Raw genomic sequence first — 16,257 nt, forward strand, 5'->3', positions numbered from 1 at the left:
ACACGTGAACGGAATTAGCCCGCTTTACCCAAAAACGGCTCAATCGCCGCTCCGTCCACAAACGCCCCAAGACGCTTGATTTCCCATTCCAGACGCGTCCCTGTCTTTGCCAGAGCATCCCGGCGAACGGTCTCGCCAAGCATTTCCAAATCATGAGCGGTAGCGTCTGCAACGTTCAACATAAAGTTGCAGTGTAATTCCGACATTTTTGCGCCGCCGATCTGCAATCCACGACATCCAGCCGCATCAACCACCTTCCAGGCACTGTTGCCGTCAGGATTTTTGAAAGTGGAACCACCGGTTTTCTCGCGAATGGGCTGTGCTTTCTCACGATGAGCAACAACTTCAGCCATTTCTGCGCGAATCTCGTCTTCACTCTGCGCAAAACCTTCAAACACCGCACTGGTAAAAATCAGGTCCTTTGACGCAGAAGAATGGCGATACGCATAGCCCATTTCCTCATTGGAAAGAGTTAGGATTTCGCCGGATCGTGTCACCGCGTTAACGTTAACAACACGGTCCTTTGTCTCTGTCCCATGAGCCCCTGCATTCATGCGCAAGGCGCCACCAACAGCACCTGGAATACCGGTGTAGAATGCAAATCCACCCGTGCCCGTCTTGGCCGCTTCTTCCGCCAGCTTCTTGTCAGGAACGCACGCCCCTGCCCGCAACTTATGGCTGCCAAGGTATTCAACCTGCCCAAACCCGCGGATTGGCAGACGAATAACAACACCTTCAATGCCACCATCACGCACCAGCAAGTTGGAACCAAGCCCAACCACAGTCACCGGCACATCCTCTGGCAGTGCTTTCATGAACACAGCCAGATCTGCCTCATCAGCAGGCTGGAACATCAACTGCGCAGGACCTCCCACACGGAACCATGTCACAGCAGAAAGCAACTGGTTCGGGATCATGCGACCGCGAATGTCTTCGACAGCATCACCAAGAAGCGGCAGGAGATCAGGGTAGCTTACAGTTTGGCTCATACAGTCTCTCCTTTGGGAGAGAGCGCTTCCAACTCTACAGGCAACTTGTAAGCCCACTGGGTAATGTTCCCTGCACCAAGGCAAATCACCAGATCACCCGGCTCCGCCAGCTCCGCAATCTTACCAGCCAGCTCATCAGGACCAGCAATGCTGTGAACCGAACGGTGACCACCAGCACGCAGACCAGAGATCAGATCAGCCTGACCAGCCCCTTCAATCGGCTGCTCACCAGCCGCAAACACAGGTGTAATCACAACCTTGTCTGCATCATTGAAGCAGGCACAGAAATCTTCAAACAGGCTCTGCAGGCGCGTAAAACGGTGCGGTTGCATCACAGCAACCACCTTACCTTCAGCTGCTTCACGCGCCGCATGCAAGACGGACTTAATCTCAACCGGATGATGCGCGTAGTCATCAAAGAACTCTACGTCGTTCCAGGAGCCAGTGTGCGTAAAGCGGCGCTTCACTCCGCCAAAGCTTGCCAGCCCCTTGCGGATGTTCGCATCAGAAATACCGAGAGAATGCGCCAGAGCAATTGCAGCCGTCGCATTGGACACGTTGTGCAGACCCGGCATTGGCAGCACCAGATCTTTCAGCTCAGTTACCTTGTCCCCGCGGCGATCATGAATGATCACGGTGAAGATGGACTTGCCACCCTTGGTGGAGACATCAGTAAAGCGAACATCTGACTGTGGGTTGGTGCCGTAAGTGATGATGCGGCGGTCTTCAATCTGGCCCACTAGGCTCTGCACTTCTGGGTGATCCAGACACATAACCGCAAAGCCGTAGAACGGAACGTTCTCAACGAACTGGGCAAACGCAGCACGGACACCATCAAAGTCGCCGTAGTGATCAAGATGCTCAGGATCGATGTTGGTCACCACAGCAATATCAGCAGGAAGCTTGACGAATGTCCCGTCGGACTCGTCCGCCTCAACCACCATCCAGTCACCCTCACCCATGCGGGCATTGGTGCCGTAAGCGTTGATGATACCGCCATTGATAACAGTCGGGTCCATATGGCCAGCATCCAGCAGCGCCGCAACCATAGAGGTCGTCGTCGTCTTGCCGTGCGTACCGCCAATGGCAATCGCCTGCTTGAAGCGCATCAGCTCCGCCAGCATTTCAGCGCGGCGCACAACAGGCATGTTGTTTTCGCGTGCAGCCTTCAGCTCAACATTGCTGCCTTTGATTGCGGAAGAGATGACACAAACATCAGCGCCCTCAAGGTTCTCGGCAGCATGACCCACCATGACCTTGATGCCCTTATCACGCAAACGCTGCACATTTGCATTCTCAGACATGTCAGAGCCCTGAACACGGTAACCAAGATTATGCAACACCTCGGCAATACCGCTCATGCCAATGCCGCCGATACCGACGAAGTGTACTCCCCCAATGTCTACTGGCATTTTCATGAGGCAATCTCTTTCTGTTCAGTTGCCGGTGCAGCACCAACAAGTGTTTCGATCAGATCCGCGAGGCGCTGTACAGCTTCCGGCGCGCCCTGCGCCTGTGCTGCGTGTGCTGCCTGTGCAAGACGGCCCGGATTATCCATGAGTTCTTTCAGCTCACGGGCCAGTCGTTGCGGATCAAGTTCTTTTTGTGGGATCGGCCATGCGCCGCCTGCCTCAGCAAGCACATTCGCATTCATGCCCTGATCGTTATCAAGAGCACCCGGTAAAGGCACTAAAATTGAAGGACGCCCAATCGCTGCCAGCTCGCATACAGTACCAGCACCAGAACGGCTGATAACCAAATGAGCCGCCGCAATGCGCTCAGGCAAATCCGTAAAGAAGGACGCCACCTGCGCGGCAACACCCATCTCGCGATAAGAGCTTTCAAGCCCCTCCAGATCTTCAGGGCGAGCCTGCTGCACAACGACCAGCTGCTCGCGATCTTCCGGCGCCATCAGCTTCAACGCAGCCGGCAAAATCTGAGAGAATACACGCGCTCCCTGCGAGCCACCAAACACCAGCAGATGAAAAGCGCCGCCTTTTTCAGGTGCGTTATAAGTCTGACCACACACCGCAATCACATTGTCACGCAGTGGATTGCCGGTCATCGTCGCTTTAGCAGCCAGATCAGCAGGCAGTGTTTTCAGCGGAAAACTGGTCGCAACCGCACTTGCACCCTTGGCCAGCATCCGGTTCGCCCGACCCATCACAGCATTGGCTTCATGCAAAATGGATGGAACGCTTAAGAGACGGCCAGCAAACATTGGCGGAAAGGTCGGATACCCGCCAAAGCCAACAATCGCAGCAGGTTTAGCTGCGCGGATTGCTTTCATGGCCTGCAACGTACCCAAGCCAAGTTTGATTGCTGTCTTGGCAAGAGAAATCGGGTTCTTGCCGCGAATGGTATCGCTTTTGACCAGATGCACGTTATCTGCCGGAAACGCGCTGCCATACTTGTCTGCGCGACTGTCCGTGATCAGCTCAACACCATACCCACGGCGCTTCAGCTCGCAGGCCAGCGCTTGTGCAGGAAACAGGTGACCACCCGTTCCTCCAGCAGTGAGCATAATCTTTGGCTTCATTTCACTCTCCGACACAGGCAAAACTCTTTTAGGCAGGCTGCACAGGGGCAGCACGGGTAACGGTAATAATCGGGTTCTTACGCGGTTGCGGACGTTTGCGCGTCAGCGCCAGCACAAAACCCATCGTCAGGGAAATCGCCATCAACGACGACACACCTGATGAGATCAATGGAAGGGTCATCCCCTTCGCAGGCATTAGATTGAGGTTCACCGCCATGTTGATGGTGCTTTGCAGGCCAAACATGACGATTAGACCGGAAGACGCCAGACGGCCAAACGGATCCTGATCCTGTGTTGCCATGTAAAGGCCACGCAGCACGACAAATGCAAACACGGTCACCAGCACCACACAAACAATGATGCCGTATTCTTCCGCAGCCACTGCAAAAATGAAGTCCGTATGACTATCGGGCAAAATTCGTTTCACCGTACCTTCACCCACACCACGGCCAAGCCACCCCCCGGCAATGAAGGAGTCGATCGCTTTATCGATCTGGTAAGTGTCACCGGAAGACGGATCCAGAAAACGCATGATACGCCCGCGAACGTGCGGCAGATAAGTAAAGCCCGCTGCAACGCCGAGAATGCCCATGATCCCAAGCGGCACAATCGCCAGCCAGGACAACCCGTTCAGGAAGAACAGCGCAAACAGCACAATGGTCAGCAGCATGGTCTGCCCAAAGTCAGGCTGCGCCACGAGCATGGAGGCCACAATGCCAAACAGAAGAATGGAGATCAGCTGCCCCGGAATGTCCTGGGCTTTACGCCCCTCAGACAACAGAAACGCAATGATTACCACCAGCACTGGCTTGATAAACTCTGACGGCTGAATGGAAATACCAAACAAGCTCACCCAGCGCCGCGCGCCTTTAATGTCAGACCCGAAAAACAGCGTGCCCAACAGCAGCACCAGCATCACGCAGAACACCACCAGTGCCACCCGGCGTATATAGCGTGGTGAAAGCGCAGAAACACCCAGCATCACGGCAGCGCTTGGAATAAGGAAAAGCGCCTGCTTCTTCACAAAGTAGAAGCTCTCAAGCCCGAGGCGTTCGGCAACAGGAGGGCTCGCGGCAAGGGACAAAACCAAGCCAGACACCATCAGCGTGAAGATGCCGATCAGCATGTAACGGTCAATCGTCCAGAGCCATTCTGCAAATGCACTACGATCCGTACGTGATACCATCAGCGTGCTCCCTCACCTTTCAGCATTTTGGCTGCAGCAACTGCCGCGCTCACAAATGCATCCCCGCGAACTTCAAAGCTCTTGAACTGGTCAAACGAGGCGCAGGCCGGAGACAGCAAAACCACCGCTTCACTGCCTTTGTCCCGTGCAGCATCTTGCGCCGCTGCCTCAACAGCCAGCTCCAAAGAGCCAAACTTGTGCGCCTCAACAGCCCCGGCAAGCTCTTGCTCAAACTCTTCCGCCGCTTCCCCAATCAGGTAAGCCTTCACGACTTTCGGGAAGTAGGCTTTAAGCGAAGAAATCCCGCCCGCCTTCGGACGACCACCAGCAATCCAGTAAATCCGGTCAAATGCCGCCAACCCGTGGGCAGCAGCTTCCGCATTGGTTGCCTTGCTGTCATTCACAAACAAAACCTTGCCTGCTTCAGCAACCAGCATCAAACGATGCGCAAGACCCGGGAAGGTCGCAAGCGCAGCTGCAATCTCATCAAGTTCCAGCCCAAGCGCTGCACAAACCGCAACAGCAGCAGATGCATTCTGCCCGTTATGAGAGCCACGCAAAGTATTGGAGGAGGACAGGTCAGTCACAACCACCTGCTCTTCATCAAAAACCTCAAAGACCTTGCCGTCTTCAGCATAAACACCAAACTCAACAGGCCCCAGACAAGAGATCAGCTCAACCGGCTCACCGCTTTCCGCCCGGCGCTGTGCAATGGCAGCACTGTACTCATCGTCCACGCCGACAACAGCCAAACGCGCCGCTTTAACAATCCGCTCTTTGATGGACGCATAATTCTCCATGTTCCCATGCCGGTCCAGATGGTCCGGCGACAGGTTCATCACCACCCCGATATCCGGCACAAGACTTGGGGCAAGATCGATCTGGTAGGAGGAGACCTCAACCACATAGACGCGATCCTCGGAAAATTCTTCTAGGTCCAAAACCGGACGGCCAATATTGCCCCCCATCTGAACATCCATGCCGCATTCTTTAAGCACATACGAAATCAGAGCAGTCGTGGTGGATTTGCCGTTGGTACCAGTGATGGCAACAAACGGTGCCTCAGGGCAAACCGCTTCTCGCTCATTGACGAAAAGCTCCACATCCCCAATCACCGGAATACCAGCTTGTCTCGCCCGCTCCACACTCCAGTGCGGCGTCGGATGCGTCAGCGGAACACCCGGCGCAACCACAAGCGCTGCGTAGCGGGACATATCCGCCTCACGCAGATCAATCGCAGCAAGCCCGTATTCTTCAGCCGTGGCAACACTGGCCTCATTATCGTCCCACACATCAACCCGAGCCCCGCCAGCCTCAAGCGCACGCGCAGTCACAAGCCCGGACCCTCCGAGCCCGAACAACGCGACTTCTTTGCCTGCAAGATGACGGATAGGGATCATGTGTCGAACCTCCTAGCGCAGCTTCAGTGTGGCAAGACCAACAAGGGCCAGCACAACAGCAATGATCCAGAACCGAATAACCACCTGGCTCTCAGTCCAGCCCAGGTGCTCAAAGTGGTGGTGAATTGGCGCCATGCGGAACACGCGCTTGCCAGTCAGTTTGAACGACGCCACCTGTACAATCACTGAAACCGCTTCCAGCACAAACAGACCGCCGATGATCGCCAGAACAATCTCGTGCTTGGTCGCAACAGCAATCGCGCCCAGCATACCGCCCAGAGCCAGAGAACCCGTATCACCCATGAAGATCGCAGCAGGTGGAGCATTGAACCATAAGAACCCAAGCCCTGCTCCAATCACCGCACCACACACAACAGCAAGCTCACCAGTGCCCGCGACATGGTGGATCTGTAGATAGCTGGAGAACACAGCATTACCAGTCAGGTATGCGACCAGACCAAACGCGGCAGCAGCAATCATCACCGGCACAATCGCAAGGCCGTCCAGACCATCAGTCAGGTTCACCGCATTGCCCGCGCCAACAACAACAAAGGCAGCGAATGGGATGAAGAACAGACCAAGGTTCAGCGTCAGCTCTTTAAAGAACGGAAAGCCGATGCTGGTGGAAAATGGCTCGGCATCCAGCAGTGTCACAGCAAAAGCCGCAAGACCCGCAATCAGGAACTCAAGACCCAAACGCGCTTTACCGCCAAAGCCTTTGTGCGAAGACTTGGTGACTTTCAGATAGTCGTCATAAAAACCAATAAGGCCGAAACCAACAGTCACACCCAGAACGATCCAGGTGTAGGGGTTACGAAGATCAGCCCACAATAGCGTCGCCACAATCATCCCGGAAAGGATCATCAGGCCGCCCATGGTTGGCGTACCTTTTTTTGTCAGCAGATGGCTTGCAGGTCCGTCTTCACGAATAGGCTGCCCATGCCCCTGACGCGAACGCAACGCATCAATGATGCGTGGGCCAAACAGGAACACAAACAGCAAAGCAGTCATAATCGCGCCGCCGGTACGGAACGTAATGTATTTAAAAACATTCAGCGCAGACAGGGAAGGATAAACCTCTGAAAGCTCCGCCAGCAAATATAGCATTTAGTCAACCTCAGGACTTACCGGTTGCAGCCGGTTCAGGAAAACGTTTCTTCAAGGCATCCACAAGTGGACCCATACGGGTTCCAAGGGAGCCCTTTACCATCACGATGTCGTTGGGACGCACTTCCGACAACAGGTCTTTTTCCAGTTTGTCGGAGGTCTCTGAATAGGCGCCTCTGGTCTGTGCAGGCAACAGGTCCCAGAGCACCTTCATGTGAGTACCCACACAATAAACCACGTCGATCTTTGCGCGCTCCAGTTCACGCGCAAGGTCTGCGTGCAACTTGTCGGAATCTGCACCTAATTCGAGCATATCTCCCAATACGGCGATGCGACGGCCATTCTTCGCAACTGGCAGATCAGCCATCAGATTGATCGCAGCGCGCATACTCGCCGGGTTGGCATTATAGCTCTCGTCAACAAGCAACGCCGTGCCACCATTCACATCAAGAACGGTCTGCGCACCGCGCCCTTTCGGTGCAGACATTTCTGCAAGAGCCAGACCAGCAAACGCCAGATTGGCTCCCAGCTCCATAACCCCAGTCAGCACGCCCAGTGAGTTGATCACATGGTGTGCGCCTGGAGCGCCGATCTTGTAGGAGATTTCCTGCCCAAGAATATTGGCATTCAGACAAGAACAATCAGGGTTTGCAGCCACTTTTTTGGCAATGGACTGAGCACCCGGCTGCATGCCAAAGCTGACAATGTTCCGCACCCCGGCCACAGCTGCCAGATAACGAAGCAAATCATACTGGCGGTTATCCCGGTTCAGGATCGCCACACCACCCTTTTCAATGCCAGTGAAGATCTCAGCCTTCGCACGCGCGATATCTTCAACGGAGTTAAAGGCTTCCAGATGCACGGGCTCCACAGTGGTCACTATTGCCACATGCGGACGAACCATTTTCACCAGTGGAGTAATCTCACCGCGGTGGTTCATGCCAATCTCGAAGATGCCAAACTCAGTATCAGCATGCATACGCGCCAATGTCAGCGGCACACCCCAATGGTTGTTGAAGCTCGCCACAGGTGCATGGGTGATACCGGACTTTGACAGGCAGAGACGCAAAGCTTCTTTCGTGCCTGTTTTTCCAACAGAACCAGTAACCGCGATGATCCGAGCTTTCGAGCGCGCGCGAGCAGCCACACCAAGGCGCTCCAACGCTTGAAGCACATCATCAACAGCCACATAGCGGCCATCTTCCGGTAGCTCAGCAAGCTTTTCACGCGCAACAACAGCCACAGCAGCACCAGCCTCAACAGCTGTTCCTGCGAACGCATGACCGTCAAAATTTTCGCCCTTGATCGCGAAGAAGGCTTCACCGGGTTGGATCACCCGGCTATCAATGGAGATTCCGGTTATGTCATCACTCAGATCACCGTAAACATCCCCATCTACTGCCTCCAGAAAATCGTTAAGCAGCCACAGCGGCCCACGGTCTATTTCAGGCAGTTCAATCATTTGCCGCTCATATTCCGACTTAATGTCCGGGTCCAATAGGTTGATATGGGGGACGATAGTCCACTCAGGCTTGTCTATCGCTGACTTGAGCTTTGGTTTTTCTTCGGTTTTACGCTCAAAAGCAGCAGTCTCAGCCGTCTCAGCAGGTTCCTCAGAAGCAGGTAACCCACCTATTGCTTCAGTGCCGTCCTGCTCATCGGGTTGAGTGGACTGCGATACATCTTCCGTGACCTCCGGAGCAACCTCTTCAAGACCTTCATCCGCAAGAAATGCATCCGCATCCGCGTTTGGTGCTTCTTCCGGCTCAACAGCACTCTCTGCCGCGACTTCAGGTTTCTCTTCGGCTTCGGCTTCGGCTTCGGCTTCGGCTTCGGCTTCGGCTTCGATAGCCGCTAGATCACCCAGCAGCTCGTCTTCAAGTGCATCCGGTGTATCTTCCGCAACATTGGGGAAGCCATCCTTGCCAAAATCAGGATCATGGCTTTCAACATCAGCCAGTTCCGCATCGGCAAGATCATCAGCGCCCAGGACATCTTCTTCCAGCGCCAGCCAGTCTTCTTCCTCTTGATCACGCGCATCATCAGGATTTTCCGGCAGAGTAGCTTCCAGCTCCTCAACGCCAGCCTGCACCGCAGCCAACAGATCATCATCATCCAGCGCTTCTACAGCTGCCAGCTCATCACCTTCATCAGCCAGCAGGTCCATCTCATCCAGATCAAGAGAGATCTCAGGCAGATCAGTCTCAGCAACAGGAGACCCACCATTTTCAGCAGAAGCTTCTGCAAGCGCTTTCTGGATTTCTTCATGGTCGGAGAAAGGCAGAACTTCCGTTCCAACAATCTGCCCTGTTTCATGCCCCTTACCGGCCACACAAAGCACATCGCCTTCCTGCAGCATCTTCACCGCTTGACGGATGGCAAGTGCACGATCCCCAATCTCAAGCGCGGCAGGACAGGCAGCAACAATCTCCTCACGAATTTTGTCAGGATCTTCCGTGCGCGGATTATCATCAGTCACAATGGAAACATCAGCAAGACGAGCAGAAATCTCGCCCATCAACGGACGTTTACCCGCATCCCGATCACCGCCACACCCCATCACACTGATCAGGCGACCAGCCGCAAATGGGCGCAAGGCTGCAAGCACATTCTCCAGCGCTTCCGGCTTATGAGCATAATCAACAAACACCAGAGCGCCGTTTTCACGTGTACCTACATGCTCAATCCGGCCCGGTGCACCACGCAGCACAGTCAGCGCTTCAAGAACAGTTTGAAGCTCCACACCAGCAGAAATAGCCAGCCCCGCAGCAATCAGGGCATTGCTCACCTGAAAATCACCTGCCAACGGCAAGGCGACAGAGAACACACCCTCAGCCGTTTCCAGCTCAAGAACCTGACTGAAGCCCTCTGGCTGAACGCTAAGCACTTTCAGATCATCGCCAAAAACACCAGTCGTAAACGTCTTGAGGCCGCGCTCTTCTGCAATCGCCAGAACGCGGTCAGCAAATTGCGTTTCCGGATCAACAACAACCACACCATCATCTGGCAAAAGATCGCGGAACAAACGTAATTTTGCCTGAAGGTAGTCTTCCACCGTTGGGTGGTAGTCCATGTGGTCTCGGCCAAGGTTGGTAAAACCAGCTGCAACAATGTGCACACCATCAAGACGATGCTGGTCCAACCCGTGACTGGACGCCTCCAGCGCAGCATGGGTGATCCCATCCTCGGCCAGTCGCTTAAGGTCTTCATGCAAAGACACAGGGTCAGGTGTGGTCAAGCCGCCATAGCTCTGCCCTGTCGATGTGACAGTACCAATGGTTCCAAGACTTGCAGAAACCAGCCCGGCATATTCAAAGATCTGACGCACGAAAACAGCAACAGACGTTTTGCCCGCAGTGCCTGTCACAGCAACCATCTTCTCAGGCTGTTTGCCAGAGAAAACAGCCGCCATCAAAGCAAGCTCCCGGCGCGCATCTTGTGCAGCGACCAGCGGAACCTGTTTGGCTTGCTTGCGGATATCATCAGAAATTCTGTCCACATCAATCAAAATGGCAGCAGCACCAGCGTCTACGGCCTGCTCGATAAACTTTGCACCATCAACTTTCGCGCCCTTGAGAGCAGCAAAAACAAAACCGGGCTCCACTGCTCGACTATCAGCAGTAAGCCCCGAAATATTAAGAGTATCAACCCCGTCTGGCCCATCGCCCTCGGCGGAGATTATCTCTTGTTTTGTAAGGTCTTTAAGCAACATAGCGTCGATATGTCCGGCCTATGAGACATGAATGTGGCAAACCAGATTTGGAGAACAATTGTCTTCATATTTCCCCAAAATCTCCGTGTATTGCCTCATTCAATTCTCCTGTTTAGTTCCGGTTCTGATAGGAAACCGGAATTGTTTCTGCGTCATCTGCGAAATCAGGCACTACGCCGAGCATTGGTGCAATTCTGCGGATAACAGATGCAGTGGTTGGCACAGCATTCCACCCTGCGGTGGAATAACGTTGCCCCTCCACTTTTTGCGGCTCATCCAAAACAATCAAAACGAGATACTCAGGATTGGACATCGGGAACGCCGACATAAAGGAGTTCAGATAAACACCTTCAGCATAACGGCCATTCACAACCTTCTGCGCTGTTCCAGTCTTACCGCCAACATCATAACCCGGCACAGCAGCACGCCGCCCGGATCCACGCAGGACATTTTCACGGTTGAGATACCGAAGGATCTCGCTGGTTTCTGGTTTCAGAACCTGTTTAGCAAGTTTGTCAGCGTCTTCCTCACTGCGAGGCAGGAACGTTGGTTCAAGATACTTGCCGCCATTGACCAGAGTTGCACCCGCAACGGCCATCTGCAGCGGCGTTACACCCAAACCATGACCAAAAGAGATCGTCATTGCAGCAAGGTCATTCCACTTCGGTGGAAGAAGAGGCCGCGCAACGCCAGGAATCTCGGTCGTCATTTTCTGGGTCAGGCCAACCTTCTTCAGGAATGCCTTTTGCTCCTCAATGCCTGCTTTCTGCATGACCTTGATGGTGCCGATATTGGAGGAGTAAATGAAAACTTCAGGCACGGACAAAACACGGCGCTTCCCGTGGAAGTCATCAATCTTCTGACCTGCAACACGGATAGGCTTGGTAGCGTCAAAGCCGTCTTCCAGCTTCACCTTGCCGCTATCCAGCGCCATCGCAATGGTAATGCCTTTAAAGATGGAACCCATCTCAAACACACCACCAGTCACCCGGTTCATGCGTGCTTTTTCAAGCGCCTGCTGACGATTGTTCGGATCAAAGTCCGGCAGCGACGTCATGGCGATCACTTCACCAGTGTCCGCTTTCAGCACCACACCCATGGCCGCTTTGGCCTTGTAGTATTCCATGGAACGGCGCAGCTCATCGCGCACCGCATGCTGAACACGCAGATCAACAGAAAGCTTGACAGGCTCCATGGTCCGATCCTGCGTAAAGCCAAGATCCTGCAGATCCTTCAGCCACGCCTGATCGACATACTTCTCCATGCCAGAGAGGCCCTGGTTGTCGACATTCACAGTTCCAAGAATATGACTGACCGTCTGACCACCCGGATAAAACCGCTTATTACTCTCACGGAAGCCAACCCCCGGCAGACCCAGCGCATGAATGGCCTGTCGCTGCTCAACGGAGATCTCACGCTTGAGCCACGTAAACAGCGCATTGCTCTCAAGACGCTTCTTGATAGATGGCGTATCCAGCTCCGGCAAAACAGAGATCAGCCCGTCAAAGACTTCATCTGTATCAGGAATCTTGCGCGGCTCAGCATAAAGCGCAGCACTCTTGATATCGGTCGCGAGGATTTCACCATTGCGGTCAACAATATCAGGGCGCGCCTGAGCAACAGAACTCTGCGCAGCAAGGAACCGCTCAGCAGGGTCCCCATCCTGCAAACCAAGCAGGATCAGACGACCGGCAATAGCTCCGTACACAAACACAAAGATAGTCATCGCAAAGAAAATGCGCGAGCGTCCCGGACCACGTAGCCGGATCGCACTTGTGCCATGCTTTTGGTTCACATTAGACCGCCGCAAAAAGGAGCTATCAGCTTTCCTGGCCACGAGCCCCTCCCTTACTGCACGGATGTAACGCGACTGGCGTAACCGCTCATCGCATCAGCAGAGACTGGCTCCATCAGAACAGGTCTAACCGGCAACGCCTTCAGTGTCGTGATCTGTTCCGCACGCAGTGGCTCAAGCTTCAAAATATCATTGTAACGATCAACGATTCCCTGCAATCGCCCCGGCTGATTAAGCACGCTCCACTGGGCTTTGTAGTAACGGATATCGTCTTTTTCCTTGGCAATCTCAGCAGAAAGCTGACGCACCTGATCGGCAAGGTTTTCGTTAGACATCTTGATGTCGTAAACGAGCGCAGCACCAATAACCACCGCAACAATAAAGAACAGATTTACGAAGCGCAGCATAGCTTAGCCTCCTAGACCGTGGAATGAAGCAAGGCGCGGAACGCCTGCCGCATGAATATCTAACTCCCGCGAAGGCGTATCCAACCGCCGTCCAGCTCTCAAACGAGCAGAACGTGCGCGAGGATTATCAGTAATCTCCTCAACGCTGGCATCCTGATTGCCCTTCACGATAAATTCGAAAGTCGGAGGAGGAATATCCATCTCCGGCATATGGCGGGATCCGCCACCGCGGGTCTTGCAGCGATCCGCAAGGAACCGCTTTACAATACGATCTTCCAGACTATGGAACGTCACAACAACCAGACGCCCACCCGGACGCAAAATCCGTTCCGCTGCTGCAAGAGCACCAGCCGCCTGATGCAACTCGCCATTCACATAGATACGCAGCGCCTGAAAGGTCCGCGTTGCCGGATGAATGCTGGCCTTTTTCGGATTACGCTTCACCACCTTCTCAATCACGCGAGCAAGCTCAAGCGTTGTCTCAAAAGGCTTCTCTTCACGCGCCTGACAAATGGCATGTGAAACACTGGAAGCACGCTTTTCTTCGCCAAGCATCCCGATGATGCGCGTCAAATGCTGGCGCTCCATGGTATTCACCACGTCCGCCGCACTTGGACCATCCTGCTCCATGCGCATATCCAGCGGTCCGTCAAACCGGAACGAGAAACCGCGCTCCGCCTGATCCAACTGCATGGAAGACACGCCAAGATCCATCACCACGCCGTCAACAGCATCATAGCCAAGCGCACGTGCATGGTCTTCAAGATCAACAAACTGTCCGTGCACCAGCTGCAAGCGTCCATCGGACTCTTGCTCCAAAACGCGACCGTCACGGATCGCATCTGGATCCCGATCAACGCCAATCACACTGGCTCCAGCCTCAAGAAAAGCCCTTGAGTAACCACCGGCACCGAACGTGCCGTCAATAATCACATCACCCGGCGCGGGGGCCATTGCCTCCCGCACCCGTTCCAGAAGGACTGGAATGTGACGCGCTGGTCCGCCAGCGATACCGGATTTATCTCCGTCGCCGCCCGTCATCATAGTGCCCCTCCGGCTGCTGTCCCCGGCGCACCGCCGGAAGACAATACTGCAAGCGCCCGCTTCATGGCCTCGTCGCGGTGCTTGGAGAACCTTGTCGGTTCCCAAATCTGAAACTTAAACCCCTGCCCAACAAACGTGACTTCACCATCAATGCCGGTGTGGTTGCGGATCATCTCAGAAAGAACAATCCGGCCATCCCGATCAATTTTAAGGGTTTCACTTGCGCCGTAAAGCGCCGTGGACAGAGCGTCGTACTCCATTGAGAGCGTTGAAAACGCATCAAGTCGTTTCTGGATTTCCGCTGTAAGTCCGTTACCGCCTGCATCAACCGCCTCCTGAAAAGGAGATGGGAAGCAGTAGAGTCCCTCAAAGCCGTCTTTCGCCAACGCCGCACGAAAGGGTGCAGGGATCGATACACGACCCTTTGCATCCACCCGATTGGTGAAGTGCGAAACAAAACCAGCCATTGGTCCCCTCTTTAATGAGCCAGATCTTCTTGATCTGTCAGCGGCACATCAAACAACTCTCCACTCCTTGGAGAGCCAGCGCTCAAATCAGGCAAAAACAACAAGATTACTGAAGTACAAACCGGAATATCCCGGGAGCCTATGGGATACCATGGGATAGCATGGGACGTCAATGAACCCACCAGCCCAAACCGAAAAGAATGCCCCTTAACATCTGCTAGTTATCACCAATTATGGTAAACGAAGTATTGATAGGAGTTTACGCAGGGATTCCTGCGAGTTACACGCATCTAAAATACGATTACAACCAGAAGTACTCACAGTTTTTACAGAGGTCGAAGAAAGAATTTCGCCGATTGGCTCTAGTGATTTTAACCTATTAGCCTTGGCTAAACCCCGGTTTTCCCATGCCGGGCCATGAAATTCCATGCCCATTCTGAGGACGGTGGGGCAGTTTCCCATACCTACCCACGATTGTCCCGAGTCGATAAATCCCACTGGGAAGGCACGTCACACACTGCGATCACAATTGGTTTTGTTGGTTACTTTGATCGCTCAAACAAAGGAGGTCGGCAGCACTGCCGACCCCATATCTCATCACAGGGAGCAAACCTCCCGTTATCTGGCGAGACCCAACCCAACCAGATAGTCTGCGCCTTTGCGCAAAGTGGTCTCATCCATGATCTCAAGGATCAGGCGTGGGTTGCTCTTCAGTTTTGCCAGTTCTGCAAACAGAGGCTCCCACGGAATAGAACCCTCACCCGGATTCCAGTGACGGTCAGCATGACCATCAATGTCCTGAATGTGCACATGCTGCAAAGCATCGCCTGCTGACTTGATGAAGTAATCAACCGGCGGCGCGCCATAACAGGAGTGCATGTAATGCGCGTGCCCGGTATCAATCGAAAGCGCTAGAGAGTCACTCTCAAAACTCTTCAGGATCTCCAACCGATAGGACGGGTCCAGATCTTCGATGTTCTCCAACACGATGACACAACCCATGTCCTCCGCCTTGGCAACAACGTCCTTCAGGTTCGCATGGATCATTTCCAGCTTCATCTGACGACCATTGTCATAAAGATCGAGGTTGTTGTGATCCCAGATCGTGTAAGGACTGTGCAGCACCATCTGGTCTGCACCCATTTTGGCACACAACTCAATACCTTGATCCAGACGCTTGCGAACAGCCTGCTGAAACAGCGGATCAGCCGCAGAAAGGTCCAGATTCCAGAACGGGCCATGCAGACCGAGGCGCCCCTCATGTCCATCCAGAAGCTTCTTTGCTTCTGCGACCAAGTCATCACACCCATTGTCCAGCAAGTTCCAATTATAGAAATCCTGAAGCTCAAGATCCCGAGGCAGCTCCAGCAACCATTCACGATGTTGGGGAAGATGTTTGACGCACATTGCTGCGCCTAAAACCGGCAAATCACTCATGCGGCTATTCCAAGATAAGGCCTCAAAAGGCACTGCTTTCAGTTATGCCTTTGCTCTTACATGTCTTGCATGTCAAAGGCATTACATCGCCTAAAGCTGCTTACCTTGTTCCGGCTCGCTCTCACTGCTTTAAGCGCTCATCCCGCCGCATATATTTTGCGGCAATCAGAGCAC

12 protein-coding genes are annotated in these 16,257 nt (G+C 53.9%); all 12 read right to left on the bottom strand.

Annotated elements, in window-relative coordinates:
- Window positions 1-14 precede the first annotated feature (14 nt).
- The gene (murB, locus tag PsAD46_RS23740; RefSeq protein WP_057465727.1) at window positions 15-989 is read right to left on the bottom strand and encodes a UDP-N-acetylmuramate dehydrogenase; all 975 of its coding nucleotides are present in this window, start codon (window positions 987-989) and stop codon (window positions 15-17) included.
- Window positions 986-2,407, bottom strand: a complete 1,422-nt coding sequence (murC, locus tag PsAD46_RS23745; protein WP_063308000.1) for a UDP-N-acetylmuramate--L-alanine ligase — start codon at window positions 2,405-2,407, stop codon at window positions 986-988. Before murC ends, murB begins: the two co-directional genes overlap by 4 nt.
- Window positions 2,404-3,528: an undecaprenyldiphospho-muramoylpentapeptide beta-N-acetylglucosaminyltransferase gene (murG, locus tag PsAD46_RS23750; RefSeq protein ID WP_057465726.1), complete on the bottom strand. Its 1,125-nt coding sequence runs from the start codon at window positions 3,526-3,528 to the stop codon at window positions 2,404-2,406. Before murG ends, murC begins: the two co-directional genes overlap by 4 nt.
- Before the next feature lie 28 nt (window positions 3,529-3,556).
- Entirely contained in the window at window positions 3,557-4,714 is a 1,158-nt protein-coding gene (locus PsAD46_RS23755) for a putative peptidoglycan glycosyltransferase FtsW (RefSeq protein ID WP_063308001.1), read from the bottom strand.
- A complete protein-coding gene (gene murD, locus PsAD46_RS23760) occupies window positions 4,714-6,114 on the bottom strand; it encodes a UDP-N-acetylmuramoyl-L-alanine--D-glutamate ligase (protein ID WP_063308002.1) in 1,401 nt (466 codons plus the stop codon). The genes PsAD46_RS23755 and murD overlap by 1 nt, the downstream gene beginning before the upstream one ends.
- Window positions 6,115-6,126: 12 nt before the next feature.
- Window positions 6,127-7,221 (bottom strand): phospho-N-acetylmuramoyl-pentapeptide-transferase, encoded by a 1,095-nt coding sequence (gene mraY, locus PsAD46_RS23765; protein ID WP_063289943.1) that lies wholly within the window; start codon window positions 7,219-7,221, stop codon window positions 6,127-6,129.
- 10 nt (window positions 7,222-7,231) lie between these two features.
- Complete coding sequence (locus tag PsAD46_RS28840) at window positions 7,232-10,933, bottom strand: UDP-N-acetylmuramoylalanyl-D-glutamyl-2,6-diaminopimelate--D-alanyl-D-alanine ligase (protein WP_063308003.1); 3,702 nt, start codon at window positions 10,931-10,933, stop codon at window positions 7,232-7,234.
- A 112-nt stretch (window positions 10,934-11,045) separates the two neighbouring features.
- The gene (locus PsAD46_RS23775; protein ID WP_063308004.1) at window positions 11,046-12,770 is read right to left on the bottom strand and encodes a penicillin-binding protein 2; all 1,725 of its coding nucleotides are present in this window, start codon (window positions 12,768-12,770) and stop codon (window positions 11,046-11,048) included.
- Window positions 12,771-12,781: 11 nt separating this feature from the next.
- Window positions 12,782-13,135 carry a hypothetical protein gene (locus PsAD46_RS23780; protein ID WP_057465722.1) on the bottom strand — a complete coding sequence of 118 codons (354 nt, stop codon included), beginning with the start codon at window positions 13,133-13,135 and terminating at the stop codon, window positions 12,782-12,784.
- Between the two features lie 3 nt (window positions 13,136-13,138).
- Window positions 13,139-14,176 carry a 16S rRNA (cytosine(1402)-N(4))-methyltransferase RsmH gene (rsmH, locus tag PsAD46_RS23785; RefSeq protein WP_193757776.1) on the bottom strand — a complete coding sequence of 346 codons (1,038 nt, stop codon included), beginning with the start codon at window positions 14,174-14,176 and terminating at the stop codon, window positions 13,139-13,141.
- Window positions 14,176-14,646 (bottom strand): cell division protein MraZ, encoded by a 471-nt coding sequence (locus PsAD46_RS23790; RefSeq protein WP_057465720.1) that lies wholly within the window; start codon window positions 14,644-14,646, stop codon window positions 14,176-14,178. Before PsAD46_RS23790 ends, rsmH begins: the two co-directional genes overlap by 1 nt.
- Before the next feature lie 618 nt (window positions 14,647-15,264).
- Window positions 15,265-16,083, bottom strand: coding sequence for a sugar phosphate isomerase/epimerase family protein (locus PsAD46_RS23795; RefSeq protein WP_063308005.1), 819 nt, complete (start codon window positions 16,081-16,083; stop codon window positions 15,265-15,267).
- Window positions 16,084-16,257 lie beyond the last annotated feature (174 nt).

The sequence above is a fragment of the Pseudovibrio sp. Ad46 genome (assembly GCF_001623065.1).
Lineage (GTDB): Bacteria > Pseudomonadota > Alphaproteobacteria > Rhizobiales > Stappiaceae > Pseudovibrio.

Excerpts from the sequence above, each read along its gene's own strand:
- murB (WP_057465727.1), bottom strand. The coding sequence starts at position 989 with ATGAGCCAAACTGTAAGCTACCCTGATCTCCTGCCGCTTCTTGGTGAT.
- murC (WP_063308000.1), bottom strand. The coding sequence starts at position 2,407 with ATGAAAATGCCAGTAGACATTGGGGGAGTACACTTCGTCGGTATCGGC.
- murG (WP_057465726.1), bottom strand. The coding sequence starts at position 3,528 with ATGAAGCCAAAGATTATGCTCACTGCTGGAGGAACGGGTGGTCACCTG.
- PsAD46_RS23755 (WP_063308001.1), bottom strand. The coding sequence starts at position 4,714 with ATGGTATCACGTACGGATCGTAGTGCATTTGCAGAATGGCTCTGGACG.
- murD (WP_063308002.1), bottom strand. The coding sequence starts at position 6,114 with ATGATCCCTATCCGTCATCTTGCAGGCAAAGAAGTCGCGTTGTTCGGG.
- mraY (WP_063289943.1), bottom strand. The coding sequence starts at position 7,221 with ATGCTATATTTGCTGGCGGAGCTTTCAGAGGTTTATCCTTCCCTGTCT.
- PsAD46_RS28840 (WP_063308003.1), bottom strand. The coding sequence starts at position 10,933 with ATGTTGCTTAAAGACCTTACAAAACAAGAGATAATCTCCGCCGAGGGC.
- PsAD46_RS23780 (WP_057465722.1), bottom strand. The coding sequence starts at position 13,135 with ATGCTGCGCTTCGTAAATCTGTTCTTTATTGTTGCGGTGGTTATTGGT.
- rsmH (WP_193757776.1), bottom strand. The coding sequence starts at position 14,176 with ATGACGGGCGGCGACGGAGATAAATCCGGTATCGCTGGCGGACCAGCG.
- PsAD46_RS23790 (WP_057465720.1), bottom strand. The coding sequence starts at position 14,646 with ATGGCTGGTTTTGTTTCGCACTTCACCAATCGGGTGGATGCAAAGGGT.
- PsAD46_RS23795 (WP_063308005.1), bottom strand. The coding sequence starts at position 16,083 with ATGAGTGATTTGCCGGTTTTAGGCGCAGCAATGTGCGTCAAACATCTT.